The 19,653-nt window shown below is 71.0% G+C and carries 11 protein-coding genes; 5 read left to right on the forward strand and 6 right to left on the reverse strand.

Annotated elements, in window-relative coordinates:
* Positions 1 to 92: 92 nt before the first annotated feature.
* Both DDV73_RS10970 and DDV73_RS10975 read right to left on the reverse strand, forming a co-directional pair.
* On the reverse strand, positions 93 to 1,004 hold the full coding sequence (locus tag DDV73_RS10970) for a diacylglycerol/lipid kinase family protein (protein WP_109507291.1): 912 nt from the start codon (positions 1,002 to 1,004) through the stop codon (positions 93 to 95).
* Positions 1,001 to 2,575 carry an FAD-binding oxidoreductase gene (locus DDV73_RS10975; RefSeq protein WP_240617242.1) on the reverse strand — a complete coding sequence of 525 codons (1,575 nt, stop codon included), beginning with the start codon at positions 2,573 to 2,575 and terminating at the stop codon, positions 1,001 to 1,003. The genes DDV73_RS10970 and DDV73_RS10975 overlap by 4 nt, the downstream gene beginning before the upstream one ends.
* Positions 2,576 to 2,627: 52 nt before the next feature.
* Here DDV73_RS10975 and DDV73_RS10980 point away from each other — a divergent pair, with 52 nt between their 5' ends.
* Together DDV73_RS10980 and DDV73_RS10985 are read left to right on the forward strand one after the other, a co-directional pair.
* Positions 2,628 to 3,197, forward strand: coding sequence for a TetR/AcrR family transcriptional regulator (locus DDV73_RS10980; RefSeq protein ID WP_240617243.1), 570 nt, complete (start codon positions 2,628 to 2,630; stop codon positions 3,195 to 3,197).
* Positions 3,194 to 4,753 carry a glycerol-3-phosphate dehydrogenase/oxidase gene (locus DDV73_RS10985; RefSeq protein ID WP_109507293.1) on the forward strand — a complete coding sequence of 520 codons (1,560 nt, stop codon included), beginning with the start codon at positions 3,194 to 3,196 and terminating at the stop codon, positions 4,751 to 4,753. Before DDV73_RS10980 ends, DDV73_RS10985 begins: the two co-directional genes overlap by 4 nt.
* A gap of 82 nt (positions 4,754 to 4,835) precedes the next feature.
* Here DDV73_RS10985 and DDV73_RS10990 read toward each other — a convergent pair whose 3' ends face one another.
* Entirely contained in the window at positions 4,836 to 5,216 is a 381-nt protein-coding gene (locus DDV73_RS10990; RefSeq protein WP_109507294.1) for a VOC family protein, read from the reverse strand.
* A gap of 176 nt (positions 5,217 to 5,392) precedes the next feature.
* Here DDV73_RS10990 and DDV73_RS10995 point away from each other — a divergent pair, with 176 nt between their 5' ends.
* The 3 genes from DDV73_RS10995 (at position 5,393) to DDV73_RS11005 (ending at position 9,910) form a co-directional block, all read left to right on the forward strand.
* Positions 5,393 to 6,373, forward strand: coding sequence for a sigma-70 family RNA polymerase sigma factor (locus tag DDV73_RS10995; RefSeq protein WP_109507295.1), 981 nt, complete (start codon positions 5,393 to 5,395; stop codon positions 6,371 to 6,373).
* 40 nt (positions 6,374 to 6,413) lie between these two features.
* Positions 6,414 to 6,989 carry a TIGR03086 family metal-binding protein gene (locus tag DDV73_RS11000; protein WP_109507296.1) on the forward strand — a complete coding sequence of 192 codons (576 nt, stop codon included), beginning with the start codon at positions 6,414 to 6,416 and terminating at the stop codon, positions 6,987 to 6,989.
* Positions 6,990 to 7,135: 146 nt separating this feature from the next.
* Positions 7,136 to 9,910: a helix-turn-helix transcriptional regulator gene (locus DDV73_RS11005; RefSeq protein WP_276310113.1), complete on the forward strand. Its 2,775-nt coding sequence runs from the start codon at positions 7,136 to 7,138 to the stop codon at positions 9,908 to 9,910.
* Positions 9,911 to 10,013: 103 nt separating this feature from the next.
* On the opposite strand, the gene DDV73_RS11010 is transcribed toward DDV73_RS11005, so the two are convergent.
* Genes DDV73_RS11010 through DDV73_RS11020 form a run of 3 tightly spaced genes read right to left on the reverse strand, consistent with a single transcriptional unit; the run spans position 10,014 to position 19,422 of the window.
* On the reverse strand, positions 10,014 to 10,382 hold the full coding sequence (locus DDV73_RS11010) for a DUF2185 domain-containing protein (RefSeq protein WP_109507298.1): 369 nt from the start codon (positions 10,380 to 10,382) through the stop codon (positions 10,014 to 10,016).
* A 9-nt stretch (positions 10,383 to 10,391) separates the two neighbouring features.
* Entirely contained in the window at positions 10,392 to 10,940 is a 549-nt protein-coding gene (locus DDV73_RS11015; RefSeq protein ID WP_154402715.1) for a hypothetical protein, read from the reverse strand.
* Positions 10,941 to 10,983: 43 nt separating this feature from the next.
* Positions 10,984 to 19,422: a SpvB/TcaC N-terminal domain-containing protein gene (locus DDV73_RS11020; protein WP_109507300.1), complete on the reverse strand. Its 8,439-nt coding sequence runs from the start codon at positions 19,420 to 19,422 to the stop codon at positions 10,984 to 10,986.
* Between the last annotated feature and the right edge of the window lie 231 nt (positions 19,423 to 19,653).

Genomic DNA, 19,653 nt, shown 5'->3' on the forward strand with positions numbered 1-19,653 from the left:
AACAGCCCCCAGTTCGTATGACGTCCGGCGCGACGTCATACGGAGCGGTCGCCATAACCGCGGGCTCGTATGACGTCGCCCGCGACCGACTCTCAGCCGAGCAGGTTGAGGGCGCCGGGGAGCAGGGTGACGGTGGCGGGATCGTCGCCACGCCGAGGGAGTACGCCGAGCGGCTCGCCGTCGCCGCCGACCGGGATCGGGCCGCGGGCAGTGGCGCCGCGCAGGGTGACCTCGCGGCCGCGGAGGACGGTCACCTCGGGCAGCGCGACGTGCTCGCCGTCGTACACCTTGGGCATCGAGCGGATCAGCCCGAGCTTGGACGCCGCCTCGATCACCACCACGTCGATCAGGCCGTCGTCGAGGACCGCGCCAGGCGCGATCTTCATCCCCTTGCCATAGTACGCCGAGTTGGCGGCCACGACCGTCGCGGCCCGAAACGTCTGAGCGGCGCCGTCGACGACCACCTCGACCTCCGCCGGCCGGTACGCCGCGAGCGCGCGGACCGCTGCCAGCGGGTACTGCAGGCTCTTCGGGACGAACCGCGACCGGTCCACGATCTCGGCGGCGACCGCGTCCACCCCGCCGTAGACCGAGCCCGCGACCACGCGCGACGTGCCGCCCGGGCCGGTGTAGCGGAGCAGGTCCACCTTCCTCGGCTCAGCCTCGAGGAGCACCCGGACCGCACCCTCGGTGTCGTCGCGGGAGATCCCGACCATCCGTGCGAAGTCGTTGCCGCGGCCGGCCGGCAGCAGCCCGAGCACGCCGCCGCGCGCGGACACCTCGCCGGCGAGCGAGGAGAGCATCCCGTCGCCGCCGACCGAGACCACCACGTCGCCGCGGTCCACGGCGGCCGCGACCAGTGCGACCGTCGCCTTCGGGCCGGGCGAGTAGGTCACCTCGACCTCGGCGCCGGCGTCCCGGAGCAGCCGCGAGGCCGGCACCACGGCCTCAGGCGCCGCGCCGCCGCCTGACCGCGGGTTGACCAGGAAGGTGTAGGACCTCACGGGATCAGCACTCCCGGGTTGAGGATGCCGACCGGGTCGAGCTCGGCCTTGACCGCCCGCAGGATCGCGACGCCGACCGGCCCGATCTCCTCGGCGTACCACTGCTTGTGGTCGGTGCCGACCGCGTGGTGGTGGGTGATCGTGGCGCCGGCGGCGATCATCGCGTCGCTGGCCGCGGCCTTGGCGGCGCGCCACTGGGCGACGGGGTCCTCGCCCTCCTTCGCCGCGACGGTGAAGTAGAGCGAGCAGCCGGTCTCATAGACGTGCGAGATGTGACAGAGCACCAGCGTGCCCTCGCCCAGCGAGGTGGTCAGCGCGGCCGAGACGTCGGCGTACAGCCGCTCCATCCCTCCCCAGAAGGTGGCCGTCTCCAGCGTCTCCACGAGGACGCCGACGTCGAGCAGCGAGTCGCGCAGGTACGGCGCGTTGAAGCGGCCATGCGCCCACGCCTCACCGCGCTCGGTCCCCAGCGGCTTGCCGCCGAGCTCGGTCAGCAGCGCCGCCACCGCCGCCCGCCGGGCCTCGACGGCGGCAGGGGTGCCCTCGAAGCCGGCGATCATCAGGCAGCCGCCCTCGCTCGCGCCGCCGATCTCGTCGGGACGGGCCAGGTTGATCGCGGTCTCGGCCTCGTCGGAGAGCCGGAGCACGGTCGGCTGCAGCCCGGCCTGGACGACGCCGCGCATCGCCGCGGCACCCTCGGTGAAGGACCCGAACGACCAGGCCTCGTAGACCTTGGTCTCCGGCACCGGCCGCACCCGCACGGTCACCGACGTGATCACGCCGAGCGTGCCCTCCGAGCCGAGCACCAGCTGGCGCAGGTCCGGGCCGGCGGCGTTGGCGGGCGCGGTGCCGAGGTCGAGCCGCCCGGACGGGGTGGCCAGGGTCAGCCCGACCACCATCGCGTCGAACCGGCCGAAGCCGGCGCTCGACTGGCCGCTGGACCGGGTCGCGGCGAACCCGCCGATGCTCGCGAACTCGAACGACTGCGGAAAGTGGCCGAGCGTCACGCCGTGCTCAGCGAGCAGCGCCTCCGCCTCCGGGCCGCGCAGGCCTGGCTCGAGGGTCGCGGTCATCGAGACCTTGTCGACGCTGATCAGCCGCTTCATCCGGATCAGATCCAGGCTCACCACGCCGGCATACGCCGCCCGCGCGGCGACCAGGCCGCCCGTGACCGACGTACCGCCGCCGAACGGGACCACCGCCACCCGCTGCTCGACGGCGATCGCGAGCACCGCGGCCACCTCGTCGTACGAGCCGGGCCGGACCACCGCGTCCGGCGCGTCAGAGAGGTCGCCGGCCCGGGCGCGCAGCAGGTCGGGCGTGGACTTGCCACGGGTGCGCAGCCGCCGGAACGCGTCGTCGGTGAGCACGTGCGCGTCGCCGACCACCTCCCGGAACGCGGCGAGCACCGGGTCGCTCAGCACCGGCGCCGGCAACTGTGGGTCGGCCACCACCGGCTGCTCGGTGAGCGCGCCGAAGGCCAGCTCCACCAACCCGCGCGCGGAGTCCGGCAGCGGCGTGGCGGCGGTCGGGTCTCCCCACCGGCTGGGGTGCATCTCGGGGGTCGTCATGTGCCATAATGTGACACATGAACGTAGATTGTCACAACGTGGCGGCCAGCGCGTGACCCAGCGCGACAGCTACCTCGACGCCGCCCGGGACTGCATCCTCGACCTCGGCTGGCGGCGGACCACGCTGACCGAGGTCGCCCGCCGTGCCGGCGTCTCCCGGATGACGATCTACCGCACCTGGGCCGACATGCCGGCCCTCCTCGGCGACCTGCTGACCCGCGAGCTGGGCGCGCTGATGATCACGCTCACCGATGAGCCTGACCCGACCGCGCCCTGGGCCGACCGGCTCGCCGACCTGGTCGTCAACGCGATCATGGCGCTGCGCGCGAACCCGCTGTTCCGCAGGATCCTCGACCTGGACGCCGAACTGCTGCTGCCCTACCTGCTGGAGCGGCGCGGCCGGACCCAGGAGGCGATGCTCGGCATCCTGGTCGCGCAGATCGCCGAGGCGCAGGCAGCGGGCTCGGCCCGCGCGGGCGACCCGGTGCTGATCGCCCGCAGCCTGGTGCTGACCACCCACGGCTTCACCTTCTCGATGCCGACCATGGCCGACGACGCGATCACCGAGGAAGCGATGCTCGGCGAGCTTCGGCTCCTCCTCGCGCGCGGGCTCGCACCGTGAGCCCGCACAAGCCTGTGCCGGCCAGCGACCGGGGCCGGCTCGCTGCCGGGCTCGACGGCGTACCCGACCGCACCGACCTGCTGGTCATCGGCCTTGGAGTGACCGGCGCCGGCGTGGCCCTCGATGCCGCCTCGCGCGGGCTGGACGTGGTCGCGGTCGACGCCCACGACGTCGCCTTCGGTACGTCGCGCTGGTCGTCGAAGCTTGTCCACGGCGGCCTGCGCTACCTGGCCAAGCTCCAGCTCGGCGTGGCCCATGAGAGCGCGGTCGAGCGCGGCATCCTGATGGCGGTCACCGCGCCGCACCTCAGCCACCCGATGCCGATGCTGATCCCGCTGACCTCCGGTACGTCGAAGGTCCAGGCCGCGGTCACCACCGCCGGGCTGCGCGCTGGCGACCTGCTCCGGCGCAGCGCCCACACCAGCGCCGACCTGCTCCCGAAGCCGCGCCGGATCTCCCGGGCCGAGGCGCTCACGCTGGCGCCCGGCCTCCGCTCCGAGGGGCTCCGCGGCGCACTGCTGTCCTGGGACGGGCAGCTCGAGGACGACGCCCGGCTGACGCTCGGCATCGCCCGCACCGCCGCGGCGCACGGCGCCCGGGTGCGGACCCGCGTTCGGGTGGTGTCCGCGACCGGGACCAGCGCCGTACTCCGCGACGAGCTGACCGGCGAGACCCGCACCATCGAGGCCGGCGCGGTCGTCAGCGCCACCGGCGTCTGGGCCGGTGACCTGGTCCCCGAGGTGCGGCTGCGGCCGAGCCGTGGCACTCACCTGGTGCTGCGGGCGTCGACGTTCCCTGGGCTCCGGGTGGCGGTGACCGCGCCGGTGCCGGGCGAGAGCAACCGCTTCGTGTTCGTGCTGCCCCAGGCCGACGGCACCGTGTACGCCGGCCTCACCGACGAGCCCGTGTCCGGCGAGATCCCGGACGTGCCGGAGCCGTCGGAGGCCGAGGTCGGCTTCCTGATCGACGTGGTCGCGGCGGCGTTCACGCGGCCGCTGCGGCGAGACGACGTGGTCGGGATGTACGCCGGGCTGCGGCCGCTGCTGGACACCGGCGACGGCAGCACCGCCGATCTGTCCCGCTCCCACGCGGTGCTCACGTCGGAGACCGGCGTGGTCACCATCGTCGGCGGCAAGCTCACGACGTACCGGCAGATGGCCGAGGACGCGGTCGACGCCGCGATCGCCGCGGCCGGGCTTCGGGCGAAGGCGTGCCGTACCCGGAACCTGCCGCTGCTCGGCGCCGCGCCGCGTTCGCTGCTGGCGGCGCTGGAGGACCCCGAGCGGCTGGTCCGCCGCTACGGCACCGAGGCGGCGCTGGTCCTGGAGAACGCCCGCGCTGTGACTGGGCTTGCCGACGACGAGCTGCTGGCACCCGTCGCGCCCGGCGTACCCGTCACCCTCGCCGAGCTCGTCTTCGGCGTCACCCACGAGGGCGCGGTTGACGCCGGCGACCTGCTGGACCGCCGTACCCGGATCGGCCTGGTCCCTGCGGATCGGGAGGCGGCCCTGCCCGCCGCCGAGCGGGCGTTGGAGCTGGCGCGACCGTCCTTGTAACGCGGAGTTATGCGCACTGACCCTCGGTAATTACTGCGGGTCAGTGCGCATAACTCCGCGTTACAAGGCTGGCCTGCCCTGGCTAGGTCGCCATCCAGAGCACTTCCCAGATGTGACCGTCGGGATCGATGAAGGAGCGGGCGTACATGCCGTCGCACTCCATCGGCTTTCCGGACTCCTCGGCCCCGCTCAGCACCGCGAGCGTCAGCAGCTGGTCGACCTCCTCGCGGCTGATCGCCTGGATCGACATGGTCAGCTCGGTGCCCAGCGACTGCACGGTGCCGTGGAAGCCGTGGAAGAACGGCTCGTGCAGGAACATCACGCAGGCCAGCGGGCTGAGCACCATGCAGGCGGTGTTGCCGTCGCCGTACCCGTCGTTGAACCGGAAACCCAGGCCCTTCCAGAACGACACCGTAGCCACGACGTCGGCCACGGGGAGGTTCACGAACACCTGGCGGTTCACAGGGGCAGCCTTTCGTTCTGGCGAGAGGGTTGGACGGGGTCGGCAAAGGGTGTACGACGGGGTAGACCGCCGAGATGTCCGTTTCTCATCGGTGTTGCGGAATACCGATGAGGTTTCTGGTCGACGCCGGTCTACACGCATGGGCACACTGGATGAGGACCCCAGGAGGACGACCAATGTCAACGACGACATCGAGCGAGACACTCAGCACCGACGACGACTTCCAGGGAGTCGCCAACAAGTACCGGCGCGAGCTGCTCGCCCACTGCTACCGGATGTCCGGATCGGTCTACGAGGCCGAGGACCTGGTGCAGGAGACCTACCTGCGGGCGTGGCGCGGCTACCACGACTTCGAGGGCCGCTCGTCGGTGCGGACCTGGCTCTACCGGATCGCCACCAACGTCTGCCTGACCAACCTCGAAGGACGTGACCGCCGGCCGATGCCCACCGGCCTCGGCACCTCCGACTCCCCCGCTGAGCAGAAGCTCGAGGCCGACAACGAGATCACCTGGCTGGAGCCGGTGCCCGACGCCGCCGTCGTGGTCGCCGAGAAGGACACCATCCGGCTGGCCTTCGTCGCCGCGCTCCAGCACCTGCCGGCCCGGCAGCGCGCGGTCCTCATCCTGCGCGACGTACTCCGGTGGAAGGCGGCCGAGGTCGCCGAGGCGCTGGAGACCACCACCGCGGCCGTCAACTCCGCCCTCCAGCGTGCCCACGCCCAGATGGAGTCGGCGGCGCTCACCGCGGACACCGTCGAGGAGGACCTCACCGTCCCCCAGAAGCAGATGCTCGACAAGTACGTCGACGCGTTCTGGCGCAAGGACATCGACGCGATCGTCGGCATGCTGACCGAGGAGGCGGTGTGGGAGATGCCGCCGTTCCCGGGCTGGTACAAGGGCGCCGAGACCATCGGCAAGCTCATCGACATCAACTGCCCCGGCGGCGCCAACGACATGCCGATGGTCGCGACCATGGCCAACGGCGAGCCGGCCTTCGGCCTCTACATGCGCACGCCCGAGGGCGACTTCGTGCCGTTCCAGCTGCAGGTGCTGGAGCTGGCCGGCGACAAGGTCCGGCACGTCCGGGTCTTCTTCGAGCTGGAGCTGTTCAAGACCTTCGGCCTGCCGGACAGGCTGCCCGCCGACCACGCCAGCTGACCAGGCCGGCTGACCAGGCAAGATCCAGGCTGATCTCGGGATGACCAGCGAGCACCTGCTTCCTGAGCTCGACGTCGGCGTCGAGCTGGTGGAGCGGGCGATCAGCTACACGCGTCTGCGGCTGGACGACGTCACCGACGCGGACCTCGATAACCCCACGCCGTGCGCGGAGTGGTGGCTGCGCGACCTGCTGGAGCACATGGCCGACGGCCTGGACGCCTTCATCGAGGCGAGCGGCGGGCGGATCGCGGTCGGCCTGCCGGGCACGGTCACCGGCAGCGACCCGGAGGACCTGAAGGCTCGGGCCTGCGCCCTGCTCGACGCCTGGGTGGAGCCACCGGTGGAGCTGGTAACCCTCGGCGCGCGGAGCGTGCTGCCGAGCGGGCTGCTGCTCGCGACCGCGGCGCTGGAGATCGGCGTACACGGTTGGGACGTCGGGATGGCCGTCGGCCGGCCCGAGCCACTGCCCGCCGATTTCGCGGCCGACCTGCTCGAGTTGACGCAGGTGGTGGTCGATCCTCGGGATCGCCCCAGTCGGTTCGGTCCCCAGAAAGCGACATCCCCTAGTGACGATCCATCTGCGAGACTGGTCACTTTCCTGGGTCGCGGATCGTAATGCACAGAGGTAAATTCGGACAATACGGATTGTTCAAACCGCCCAAATGGACTATGTGGCATAGTTCCAACTAACTAAATAGGCTGGGAACAGGTGCATGACCGTCCTGGGGTTCCTAGCCTCGTTCCACGAAGAGGGGGACTCCTGTGCTTGAAAGAGACAAGGAGATCGCCGCCCTCGGGGGGTTGATGACGAGGACTGCAGCAGGTCGTGGGGGCCTAGTTGCAGTCGAAGGTTCAGCTGGAATAGGCAAGTCGAGGTTCCTGGCACACGCCAGGCGCCAGGCGACCCTTTCCGGCTGGAAGGTTGTAGAGACTCGTTGCACACCCCTGAGCAGCGCGATCGACTACTGCTTGCTTCGCGACTGGTTCGGTGTCCTGGCACACCGAGGTGCTGGGACGCGCCCGTTCGACGGGCCTGGGCTGATCCTCGCCGATCTGATGGCCGGCGAGAGCAGACCGCTCGGCGACCTGGTGTACGGCGTTCGCTGGGTGCTCGAGGACATGGCCGGCGACCAGCCGGTGATGCTCGTCGTCGATGACCTGCAGTGGGCCGACGAGGACTCCCTCCATGCCCTGGACCTCCTGGTCAACACGCTGCAGCACCAGCCCTGCCTGGTCGTGTACGCCGTACGCTCGGGCGAGCAGGTCAGTGCGCCCGAGTCGCTGAGCCGGGTCCGCCGGGCCAGCACCACTCTGGCGCTGGAGCCGCTCACCCGCGCGGCCGTCGCCGAGCAGGTGCGGGCCAGCCGCGCAGACGCCGACGAGCGGCTCGTGGACGAGGTGTTCGCGGCGAGCGGCGGCGTGCCCTTCTTCCTCTCCGAGCTGCTGACGGCGCCGGTCGGCACCTCCGACGCCGTGGTCGCCTCCGTGGTCGGTCGGGTCAACCGCGTCGGCAAGACGGCCGAGTTCACCGCGCAGGCCGCCTGCCTGCTCGACGGACAGGCCAGCGTCGGCACCGTCGCCGAGCTCACCCAGCAGCCCGTCGACGTCGTCGCCGACGACATCTCCGGGCTGGTCAGCGCGCAGATCCTGGACCTGGACGGCGGCACCATCCACCCGCGGCTGCCGATGATCTCCGACGCGATCATGGCGGGCATGAGCGCGTCCGACGCGTCAGCGATGCATGCCACCGCGGCCCGGATCCTGGCTAGCCGCGGCGCGGCCCGGGCCACCGTCGCCCGGCATCTCGTGCACACGATGGCCGGCTCCGACCCCGACGTCCGCAAGCGGCTGCACGAGCGTGGCGAGCAGGCCATGCAGGACGGCGAGTCCGATCAGGCGATCCGGTTCCTCGATCGGGCGCTCGCCGAGGGGCCGGTGACCGCCGACCACGTCGGCCTGCTGGGCTCCGCCGCGCGCGCCCAGGCCGCCAACGGCCGGCTCGACGACGCGATCACCCTCTGGGAGCGCGCGGTCGACCTGACCGACGAGGAGTCGGTCCGCGACCAGCTCCGCGGCGAGATCGGTGACGCACTGGTCCAGGCCGGCCGCCACCACGACGCTCTGGAGGCCTTCGGCTCGCTGCTGGAGAACGCCGACACCGGCCCCGCCCGGCAGCGGCTCGTGGTCCGGATGGTGATGGCCGGGCTGATCTCCGGCGCCAGCATCACCCACCTGCGCGACCAGGTCACCGACGTACTCGCTCACGACCGGGGTGCGGACAGCCCGGAGGACCGGCTCTCGCTGGCCGCCGGCGCCGTGCTCCAGGTGTTCGAAGGCCGGCCCGCGGCCGAGGTCCACGAGCTGGTCGCCCGCGCCATCTCCGGCGGCCGGCTGCTGGAGGAGGAGACCGCCGACGGTGCCGCGATCTACCTCGCCACCGGCGTGCTCGGCTGGCTCTCGGCGTACGCCGAGGCGGACGTGCTGCTGACCGGCGCGGTCGAGGACGCGCGCAGCCGTGGCTCAGCGCTCGGCCTGGCCAACGCGTCGGCCTGCCGCGGCACGATCCGGATGCGGATGGGCATGGTCACCGAGGCGGTCGCCGACCTCGAGATCGCGATGGAGCAGCGCACGACCGGGTGGAACACCTTCCTCGGTCAGGCCGCTGCCGCGCTCGTCGAGTGCCGGGTCGCTCGTGGCGAGCTCGACCAGCTGGCTCCGCTCCACGACGAGCTGGAAGGGCTGTCGCACGTCCCCGGCATGACCGGTGCCTACGCGACGTACGCGCTCGCCGACCTGGCCGCCGCCAACGGCGACCACGACCGGGCCGCGCAGATGTACGCCGGCGTCGGCCGGCTGGTCGGCAGCCGGATGGACAACCCGGCGATCCTGCCGTGGCGAGCCGGCGAGTCGCTGGCCCGGATCCGGCTCGGCCAGCACCGCGAGGCGGTGGCGCTCTCAACCGAGAACCTGCGCCGGGCGCGCGAGTTCGGTGCTCCGTTCGCGCTCGCCCAGGCGCTGCGCACCCAGTCCGCGGTCGACCCGACCGGGGACAGGGTGGCGCTCCTGCGCGAGGCGATGGACCTGCTCCGCGAGACGCAGGCACCACGGCTCGAGGCCCAGGTCGCCACCGACCTGGCCGGGATGCTGATCCTGACCCAGGGCAACGCCGACCACAGCGAGATCGTGGGTCTGCTGCGCCGGGCCGAGTCGTTCGCCGGCTTCCAGGAGCTGCGGCCGCTCGCCGAGCGGGTGCACCGACTGCTGGAGCGGGTCGGCGAGCCGGTCAAGCGGTCGGTGTCCGACGCGGTGTCGGCGCTGACGGTCTCCGAGCGGCGGGTCGCGGACCTCGCGGCCAGCGGCCTGTCGAACCGGCAGATCGCGCAGCAGCTGTTCGTCACCGTCAAGGCCGTCGAGTGGCACCTGTCCAACGTCTACCGAAAGCTCGGCATCCGCTCGCGGACCCGGCTCCCCGCCGTACTCTCCGCACCCGCGCAGCGCCCAGCGCCCAAGCAGGAAGGCCTCCCGGTCCCCCGCTGACCCGGCCCGTCTTCACGCCAGAACCCGCTGACCCGGCCCGTCTTCACCTCTCGCGTGTGAAGAAGGGCCGGGTCGGCGCATTCTCAGGTCAACACGGGCCGGGTCAGCTGCGCGGCGGGGGGACGTACAGGCTCTCGCGCGGTACGACGCGGCCGGTGTCTGTGTCGACGATCTGGATGCCTCGGCCCTCGTCGACGATCTGCAGGTCGGAGCCGACCGGGAGGTCCCAGATCCCGATCAGCGCGGGCTCGATGGCGCAGAGCTGGTTGAAGTCGGCGATCTGCAGGTTGTTGGCGTCGGCGAGGTACTCGTCGGTGTCGACGTGGCTGAAGATCCGCCAGCCGTTGTCGGCGCGCGCCTTCGACTCCTCCCGCACCATCCACCGGACGCGGCCGGCCCCGGAGAGCACGTTCTTCGAGACCAGGCAGGCACCCGCCTTGGGGATGAACTCCGGATAGTCGAACTCAGGCACGTGGTCTCCTCACGAGGGGTCGGGAGCCGGGACCGCGACTCCCCGGGCGCGAAGGTACTCCTCCAGCCGCTCGGTGAGCTCCGGGCGACCCCAGCCCCGGACGTTGTCCAGCACCGTACGGCCGTAGACGCTCACCTGGAGCAGGTCCAGGTCCGGCCGGGCCAGGAGCACGTCGTAGAACGGTGTCAGCTCCGGCTCGCCGAACTTGAAGACCGCGGCGAGGGTCTCCAGCGGCGTACCGAACTTCCTGTGTACGGCGTTCGGGTCCGCGCCGCCATCGAGCAGCCGCCCGAGGAGCGGAGCCTCGGCCTCGAAGTCGTGACTGCGCGAACCGAGGAGCACGTGGAGCAGGTTGGTGCCGTCGTCGTCGGTCGCCGCCGGGTCGGCCCCGTCGTCCAGCAGCCGCGACGCGATGGAGATCCGCGCACCAGGATCGTCGTTGGTGAGGGCGAGCTCGACGAGCCGGTGGCCATCCACGCCCACCGCGTCTGCCGGCCGGTAGCCGGCCAGGAACTCCTCGGCCGTGCCCATGCTCGCCGCGTGGCTGGTCGAGCTCACGGTTGCGACCTCCTCATGGTCGGACTCATGGTCGGATCCCACGTCATGGTGCCTCATCGACGTGTGATCGGTTCCGGCCGGCATGCTCCACCTGGTAGTTCTTCGGATCCCGGTACCGCTTCAAGAACTCACTCTCGGTGATCCGGCCGCTCTTGAGATCGTCGAGGAGCTTGCGGTACTCGCGTCCCGGCAGGTGACCCATGTCCCAGATGCCCTTCCGTGGCTGCCCAGGCTTCCAGTCGAGCTTCACCCGCTTGCCGGCCTTGTCGAGCACCCACACGTCACCGTTCGCGTCCTTGGCCGCCTCCCAGACCTTGTCGACCTGGTCCTTGCCGTACTTCGGGCGGCTCTTCGCATACTTTAGCCACGCGTCGCTGCCTGCTTTGGCCGTGCCCTCGGCCGCCTGGCCGGCCCCCTTCGCGGACCCGGCCGCGGCGCCAGGCGCCTTCTTCGCGGCCTGTGCGCCGGCAGCGGCCTGCTTCGCCGTCTGTGCGGTGTTGAGTGCCTTGTCGGCGCGGCGGGCGACCTTGGCGCCCGTGCCGAACCAGCCGGCGACCGGGATGGCGGAGGCTGCCGACAGCCCGGCGTCGACGTAGTTGCCCTCGGCGGCGTACCACCCTGCGTTGGCGAGGTCGGCCACCTCGCCGACCACCGGCACCAGGCCGACCACGTCGAGCACGGTGTGGCCAATGTCGGAGAGGCTCCAGGCCATGCCGGTCGGGTCGGTGTACCGCACCGGGTTGTTCGCGCCGTAGGTGTACGTCGCGAGGTTCACCGGGTTGTGAACACCGTCGTTGGGCTCGCCGTCGAGGTAGGAGCTGAGGATCGGGTCCGGACTGACCCACAGCTGGGTGCGCGGGTTGTAGTAGCGCGCGCCGTAGTAGTAGTAGCCGGTCTCGTCGTCCAGCTCCTTGCCGCCGTACTGGTACGGCATGGCCGTCGGCTGGGCTGGATGCTCGTTGACCCAGGTCTCACCGAAGGCGAAGTACTCCAGGTGCTCGGTCAGCCGGCCGTGCTCGTCGGACACGAAGCTGGACGAGCCGAGATGGTCGGCGTGGAAGTAGAACTGGTGATTCTCGTACGTCGAGTCCGGCTTGACGGTCTTGGTGGCCAGACGCGTGTCGCCGACGTATACGTGCTTGAAGCTGGTGCCGTTGCGCTCGCTGTAGGTCCGGTTGGGGTAGATCGAGACCTGGCCGGAGTCCTTGACCACCCGGTTGCCGTCGGCGTCGTACACATAGCGCACGGTCGGCGGCTGCTTGGGCGTCGTGCAGGTCTCCGGGGCCTGGGCGACCGTGGAGTTGCGCCGGTGGTCCTGGTTGCAGGCGAGCCGGTTGTCCTCGTCCCACACCAGCTGCCGCCGCTTGCCCGGCGCCGGCGGCAGGGTGTTGACCTCGTCGATCAGGTTGCCGTTGGCGTCGAACGCCTGGTTGTTCGGCCCGACCTTGGTGGGCGCGTGCGGCCGGCCGGCGTACTGGTAGGTGTAGTCGTACGTCGTGTCCCGCTGGACCTGCGGCTTCGGGGCGCCGCTGGCGTCCGTCACCGGGGCCTCGGTCGCCACCTGCTCCGGCTCCTCGATGACGCCGAGCGGCGGCAGATACGTCGTGCCGTCCTCGAGGACGATCGGCTCCGGCTCCGGCGCGACCGGCGCCTCCTCGGTAGTCGGGTCGAAGGTCTCGCCGACCGTGATCTGGTGCGCCTGGTTCTTGGTCAGCACGTTGTGGATCGAGTCGTAGGTCAGCGACATCGAGTAGCTGTCGACCTTGTTGTCGGACTTCTGGTACTTCCCGTCGGCGCCGACAAGCTGGTACAGGTCGTCGTACCGGTAGGTCTGCCGCGACCCGCCACCGATCGGCTTGCCCTCCTGCTGGGTCACCGCGTTGGTGAGCGAGAGGACGTTGCCGACCTTGTCGTAGGCGTACTTCAGGTTCTGGAACTGGTAGCCGTCGGGCAGCTTCGACGACAGGTTCAGCAGGCTCCGGTCGGCGGCATCGTAGGCGTACGTCGTGCGCACGCCGGTGCCGGTCTCCTGCAGCACCCGCTGGCCGAACTTGTCGTAGTCCATCCGCGCCAGGTAGGTGTACGAGTCGTCGCCCTTGACGCCGGTCGCCCGCTTCACCGTGCCGCCGGAGTCGTAGTCATAGGTGAGCACCTCACCGTCGGCGTAGGTCATGTCGAGCACCCGGTTGAAGGCGTCGAACTGCCACTCCGTGGTGTAGGTGCGATCTGGCGTCTGGATCGCGGTCACGGTCCGGGTCTCGCTCACGACCTCGCCCAGCGGGCCGTACTTCTTGGTCATCGTGCCGGCCGCGTCGGTCACCTTCGACACCCGGTTGGCGGTGTTGTCCGCCGCTCCCGGCGCGCCGTACTCGTAGGTGACGTTGTTGTCGGTGAAGACCGGGTACCGGACCGCGGCCAGCCGGTCGAAGTCGTAGTCGTACGCCACCGACTTGCCGAGCGGCCGCAGCTTCGCGGTCTGCTTGGCGACCATGTTGCCCGCCAGGTCGAACTCCGACTCGGTGCGGCCCGAGTCCGGGCTGACGATCGCGGTCCGCCGGCCAAGATTGTCGTACTCCGACCTGGTCAGGTTGCCCTTGTCGTCGGTCACCGTGGTGATCTGGCGCAGCGCGTCGTAGTCGTAGCTGGTCCAGATCACCGGCTGCCCGCCGGCCGGGTTGAACTGCTTGACCGAGCGGGTCAGGCCGCGCACGTCGGTGAACGAGCGCTGCTGCTTGCCGTTGGCATCGGTGTCGATGGCCTGGAACTGGGTGGTCCCGGCGCGGTCCGGCCCGAAGCCGAAGGCTCGAGTCGAGGTGGTGTCGTCCGGCAGCGTGGTGCTGACCGCCCGGTCCAGGACGTCGTAGCTGGTCCGGGTGGGCTGCACGGTGTCGACGCCGCTGTTGAACGTCGTGTTCGCGCCGCCCTTGGGCTCGGTGATCGGGTAGAACTGCTCGACCACCCGGCCGGCGAAGTCGTAGACGACCCGGCCCGACACCGTCATCACGTCTTGGGCGTCGGCACCCGCCGTCGCGGCCACCGCCGCGTCGGCCTTGGTCTGCACGACCCGGTTGACGCCGTCGATGAAGGTGACGGTGTCGATCGTGTCGTCGCGGACGCCGCCGGCGGTCCGGTCGACATGCCGGGTCACGGCGTACGGCGTGCTGGCGTCGGAGTGGTACTCGAAGTCGATCGTGTACCGGTCCTCGGCGAGCTCGTACGGCCCGGTGACCTGGTCGGTCCGGCCGAAGTGGTCGTACGTCGTCTTGATCTGCTGGCCGTTCTCGTCGGTCCTGACCGTCGGCAGGCCGTACTTGAAGTCGTGCGCGGTGGTCGAGCGGTAGCCGAAGTGGTCGACCACCGAGGTGATGTGCACGCCCACCTCGGCGTCGTACTCGTAGCTGAAGCTGGACCGCTGACCGGCCTTGTTGACCGGGTCGGTGACCGACTTGAGGTTGCCGTTGGCGAAGTAGGTCAGGTCGGTGACCGCGGCCCGGCCGTCGGCGAGGTACTGACGGACCTGGGTGGCGTCGCCGTTGGTGCAGTCGATCGTCGCCTCGCTGCGCCGCAGCGGGGTGGTGCCGTTGCGCACATGGCTGGACGTCGCCATCGACACGATGTGGCGGGAGCGGCAGGCGTCGCTGGTGTTGTAGACGTTGACCGTCTCGGTGTCGTCGCCGGCTCCGGCATCGCCGGCATCGAAGGTGCGCGCGAGGTTGCCGAACTCGTCGTACGACATCTCGGTGTACGTCGTCTTGCCCGGCGTCGCCTCTCCCTCGTAGAAGCGCGAGTCGGTCCGGGTCAGCATCGGGAACACCGTGGCCCGGTCCGACCTGGGCGAGGCCGGGGCACCGGTCGCGACGTCGCGCAGCTGGTACTCATAGGCCGTCTCGACGAACGGCCGGCCGGCCGCGTCCGTGGTCAGGGTCCGCTTGATCAGCCCACGGGTGTAGACGCCGTCGGTGCGGTACTCCGCGATCGTGGCCCGGTAGGGCGCACCGCCGTTGCCGGTGTCGCGGGTGGTGGTGACGACCTTGCCGTAGCCGAGGAACTCCCGCTCCAGCCGGTCGTGCACGCCGTTCTCATAGGTGTACGTCGTGGCCTGGGCGTCCGCACCGTCACCGGTGTGGCCGTCCTGGATGGTCGTCCGGGACATCACCCACCGGGTGTCCGGCTGGTCGTAGGTGTTGCCGGACCGGGCGTAGTCGAGCTCGAGCTTCGCCCCGAGCGGCCGGTCGACGGTCCGCAGCAGGTTGGTGCGGCCGATCTTGTTGGCCGACACCACGAGCTCGTCGTCCGAGGTGGACTTGAGGTGGTCGACGTAGCCGTCACCGTTGACGTCGCGCAGCGCCACCTCGCTCCGGCCCACACCGAACGAGGTGTCCGCGCCCGGGTTGAACACGAAGCACCCGGCCACGACCGTGCAGAAGCCCCAGGTGAAGTAGAGACCGCCGCCGAGTGAGGCGTTCTTGTCCTCGGCGACCTCGCCGCGAGCGCCGTAGAACGGCTTGGTCGCGGCGAAGCCGTTGCCGGTGTTGACCGCCACCCCGACCGGGCTGCCGTCGCGGGTCACCACCTTGTCGGTCAGGCCGTCGCCGTTCATGTCCATCAGTGACGCGTCGGTGAGCGAGGTGCCGAGCTCCGCGCTCAGGCCACCGGCGAACTCGTAGAAGTTGCGGTTGTAGCCGATGCTGCCGCTGATGCTGACGTTGCGGGTCTTGCCGTCGTTGACCGGCCCGGCTCCCCACGGCTCGCGGGCCGCGAACGAGTAGCCGAGGTTGAGCGCGGCGTCGCCGCCCTCGAAGACCTTGTCGGGCAGGCCGTCGCCGTTGACGTCCACCAGGTCGTACTCGGTGTCGGACTCACCGCCGCCGAGGCTGCCGCCGATGCTCAGGGCCGGCATCTCCGAGCCGGACTTCGCGGAGTTGGCGTTCTTGCCGGCCGACGGTGCGGCGTTGCCGCGGGCGGTGGACAGGGTCCGCGCCGGGCTGCCGGCGCTGGCCGACACGGTGCCCGCGATGGAGTCGGACTTGCGGACCTGGCTACCCAGCTGGCCGCGGGTCGAGCCCAGGCCACCGGCCATGTCGGAGTACTGGATGCCGCCGGAGCCGACGACGTCGGGGAACCGGTCACCATTGAGGTCGAGGAAGTCGACCTTGCCCTCGCTGGTGCCCTTGGCGATGCTGGCGCCGGCCACGCTCGCGCCGAAGGTCGCCGAGAGCTGGGTGGTGCGAGACCGGCGGTCCACCGCCGAGGCGCCGGCGTACGAGTCGGGGTCGGCGATGTCGATGGTGTCCAGGCCGAGCCGGGAGCTCGACGCCGTACCGGCCGCCACCCAGGTGTTCTCGTCGGCGCCGCCCCAGCGGTTCTCCGCCGGCTCCGGCCCGAAGACCACGATCTTCGGCTGCTCGGTCTCGGGCACCTCGCCCGGCCCGGGAAGGTCGTCCTCGGTCGGCGGCGTCTGCCGGGTCGGCTCGGTCAGGACCAGGTCGCCCTCGGCGATCGGGGCGGTGGCGCGCTGCTTGTTGCCCTGGTACCCGATCGCGCCCCAGCCCCGGTAGGGCTGGGCGAACGCGCCGGACTCGGCCGCGGCGTGCAGCGCGGACGGCACCTCGGCGTCGTTGACGGTGACCCGCTGGCTGGTGAGCGCGGCCAGCAGGGTCGGGTCGAGGGTGGAGAAGTCGAAGAACAGCTCGTCGGCCAGGGTGGCGGCCACCGTGAGCTCGGGGATCGCCGGCACCACTCCGTCGACGATCCGGATCGCGTGCTTGGCCAGCAGCTCGCCGCGCCGCTTGACGGTGAAGTTGACCGTGGCGTCCGGGGCCCGGGCGCCGAAGTCGAAGGCCAGGCTGGGCTGGACCCGCAGGCTGTCGGTGTCAGCAGTCCAGGCGGCCTGCGGACCGGTCAGCGTGGAGGCGGGGTACATGTCGACGTCGTACGGCGCGGACAGCGCGACGGTCGGGTTGCCCTGCTCGTCCACGACGGAGTCCAGGCCGTCCGCCGCGGTGTAGTGCGCGGCCGGCACCCACGAGAGCTTGCCGAGGTCGACCGGGGAGTCGGACCGCAGCCGGAAGGACAGGGTGTCGCCTTGCGTCACCGGGATGTCCTGGTCGAGTACGGCGGTCCCGGCCGTGCCGGCGGCGAGCACCTCGCTGAAGACCGAGTCGCCGTTGCGGGTGACCTCGACCGTGACGTCGTCGGTGGTCGGGCCGCTCTTGGTGGCGTTGCCGGACAGGTGCAGGGTGCCGGTCAGCGGCGCCTGCACGGTCGACGGCCGGCCGCCGAGGGTGAAGTCGGACGACGCCTGGTAGACGTTGTTGTCCAGGCCGTTCACGTCGGTGCTGGCCGCGACGCCGGTGTAGCTGATCCGCGGGTCCCAGGCGACGGTGTCGTACATCCCGTCGAGCACCGACTGCACCCGGAAGTAGAGCGCCTCGCCCTTGCGGACCTGGATCGCGTCGACGCCGGTCGGCGCGAACTCGATGTGGTCCTCGGGACCGATCCGCTGCGCCCAGAGCTCGGTGCCGCCGTGCTGGATGGTGACCCGGACCCCGTCGGCATGGTCGTAGTCGGCCCGCTCCGGCGAGGTGTCCTCGACCAGCCGGACCCGGCCGTCGACCCGCACCGTGCCGTCGTACGGCGCCACCCACCGGCGGACGCCGTCCAGCAGCGGGAACGCGTTCACCAGCTGCTCGAACTCGCCGGTCTGGTCGCCGACCACGTCACCGGAGACCCCGCCGGGACCGACCGGGACGGGGGTGTCGTTGCTGTTCGCGCTGTACGCCGGGCGGCCGTCGGCGCCGACGTACCCGAAGAGCACGCCGCCGTTGTTGACCAGGTCGCTGATGCCGTCGCCGTTCACGTCGGACAGGTACCGGTCCGAGGTCGTGGTGGTGGAGACGTGGTTGATCTGCGCGGCGACGCCGAAGTAGGCCTCCGCGCCGATCGTGCCCGACCTGCTCCGCTCCCGGGAGATGCCCGGCAGCCCGGGCAGCGGCGCCGCCTCGCCGAACCTCGGCTCGCCACCGGGGCCGGACAGGTTCGGCCGGTACCGGATCTCGCCGCCGGACCGGAACACCTTGTCCGGCAGGTTGTCGCCGTCGACGTCGGCGAGCGCGAGCAGCCCGTCGCTCTTGCCGGAGCTGTGGCCGACCTTCACGCCGACCGAGCCGTTCTTGGACGCGGTCGCCGGGTTCCAGCCGACGTAGAGGTGGCCGCCGACGCTGTTCGACGTGCTCGCCGACAGCGCACCCGCCTCGCCGTGCCGGCCGCCGACGCTCCGGCCCAGGCCGTCGTCCGGCACCGTCCACGGCGCCGCCGCCGCGAAGGCCTGGTAGTCGCCCGCCTCGTCGCGGACCTCGTCGAAGTAGCCGAACGTGTGGGTGTTGAAGTGGTCGTTGTCCTCGCCGAACTGGGAGATCGACTTCAGCAGGGTCTTGCCGAAGGCCCCGGTCTGGTAGTCCAGCTCGTAGGCGCGCACCAGCTCGTCGTCGTACCGCACCTCGACCCGGCGCAGCAGGTCGGCGGTGACCCGCTTGAAGCCGAGGCGCGCGTCGATGTTGACATCGGTACGGCGCTGCTCGTCGCGCTCCCGGTCGCGGTCGAAGGTGACCGTGTAGCGGCCCTCGGTGCTGCCGCTGCCGGTGTAGCTGATCTTCTCGACGTAGATCTCGCGGCCGGCCACCGACGAGCCGGCGACGCCGCTGTCGGTCACGACCGTGTGGTGGTAGCGCACGAAGTTGCCGTGGGTGTCGCGGATCTCGCGGAGCGCCCACACGCCGATGTTGCCGCGGTCGTCGGCGAGCGTGGTCGCCTCGGCACCGCCGTACAGCAGCCGGGTGCCGTCGGTCGTGGTGACCTCCCACGAGTAGTTCGAGGGGCTGTCGCCGTGCCGGACGATCTTGCTGAAGCCGCCCTCGACCCGGGTGTGGAACACCTTCTCGGCGCTGCGCGGCTTGAGCTCGCCGCGGTGCGCCACCGGCGTGAGCTGCTCGCCGTTGAGCAGGTAGGTCTCGGTCTCGAGCCCGCCGGCGTACCGCGGCACGCCCCAGCGGGTGTCGATCGTGATCGTCGGGGTGGTCAGGTTCCACCCGAGACCGGTCCAGGAGCCGCCGGCCGCGGAGTTGTAGCCCACCGCCAGCTCGGGCTCGAGGCCGGCCCGGCCCGGCGGCACCTCCAGCGGGTAGCTCAGCTCGGCGTCACCGCGGTTGTTCGCGGTCGGCGCCTTGATCAGGTTGACCCCCGCTCCCGGGTTGGCCGCCTGGATGTCCTTGATCTGGTTGGGGTTGAACGACTCGCCCTCAGGGTGCTCCGGCACCGTGATCGGGCCCTCGGCTCCGGCCGCCGCAACCGGCCGGAGCTCGGCCTCGATCTCGGGCTGGGTCACGGTCAGCCCGGAGGCGACCATGGCCAGGAGGGCTCCGAGCGCGAGCCGTCGTAGGACTACGTTGCGGCGGCGATCGCCGCGGGCACCGGTTGCAGACATCGGACCAGACCTCCCCAGGGACACACGGCGCCGCGGCAGTACGGCGTCGGCGCCACTGTCGCCGGTCCCGCTGGACTGTCACTGGACGACGACTGGACGAAGGTCCTCCCGATTTTGCCGGGTTTGCCAGGAAACCTGCCCGCCGCGGCGAGCCGCGCGTTAGCCTCCGGGAGAAGCAGCTTTTCGCGCCGCATCCGGGTTGTCGCGCATACGTGGGAGGGGGCGCAAACT

Origin of the sequence: Nocardioides speluncae (genome assembly GCF_003121585.1) — a bacterium.
In the GTDB taxonomy this organism is placed as follows: domain Bacteria; phylum Actinomycetota; class Actinomycetes; order Propionibacteriales; family Nocardioidaceae; genus Nocardioides; species Nocardioides speluncae.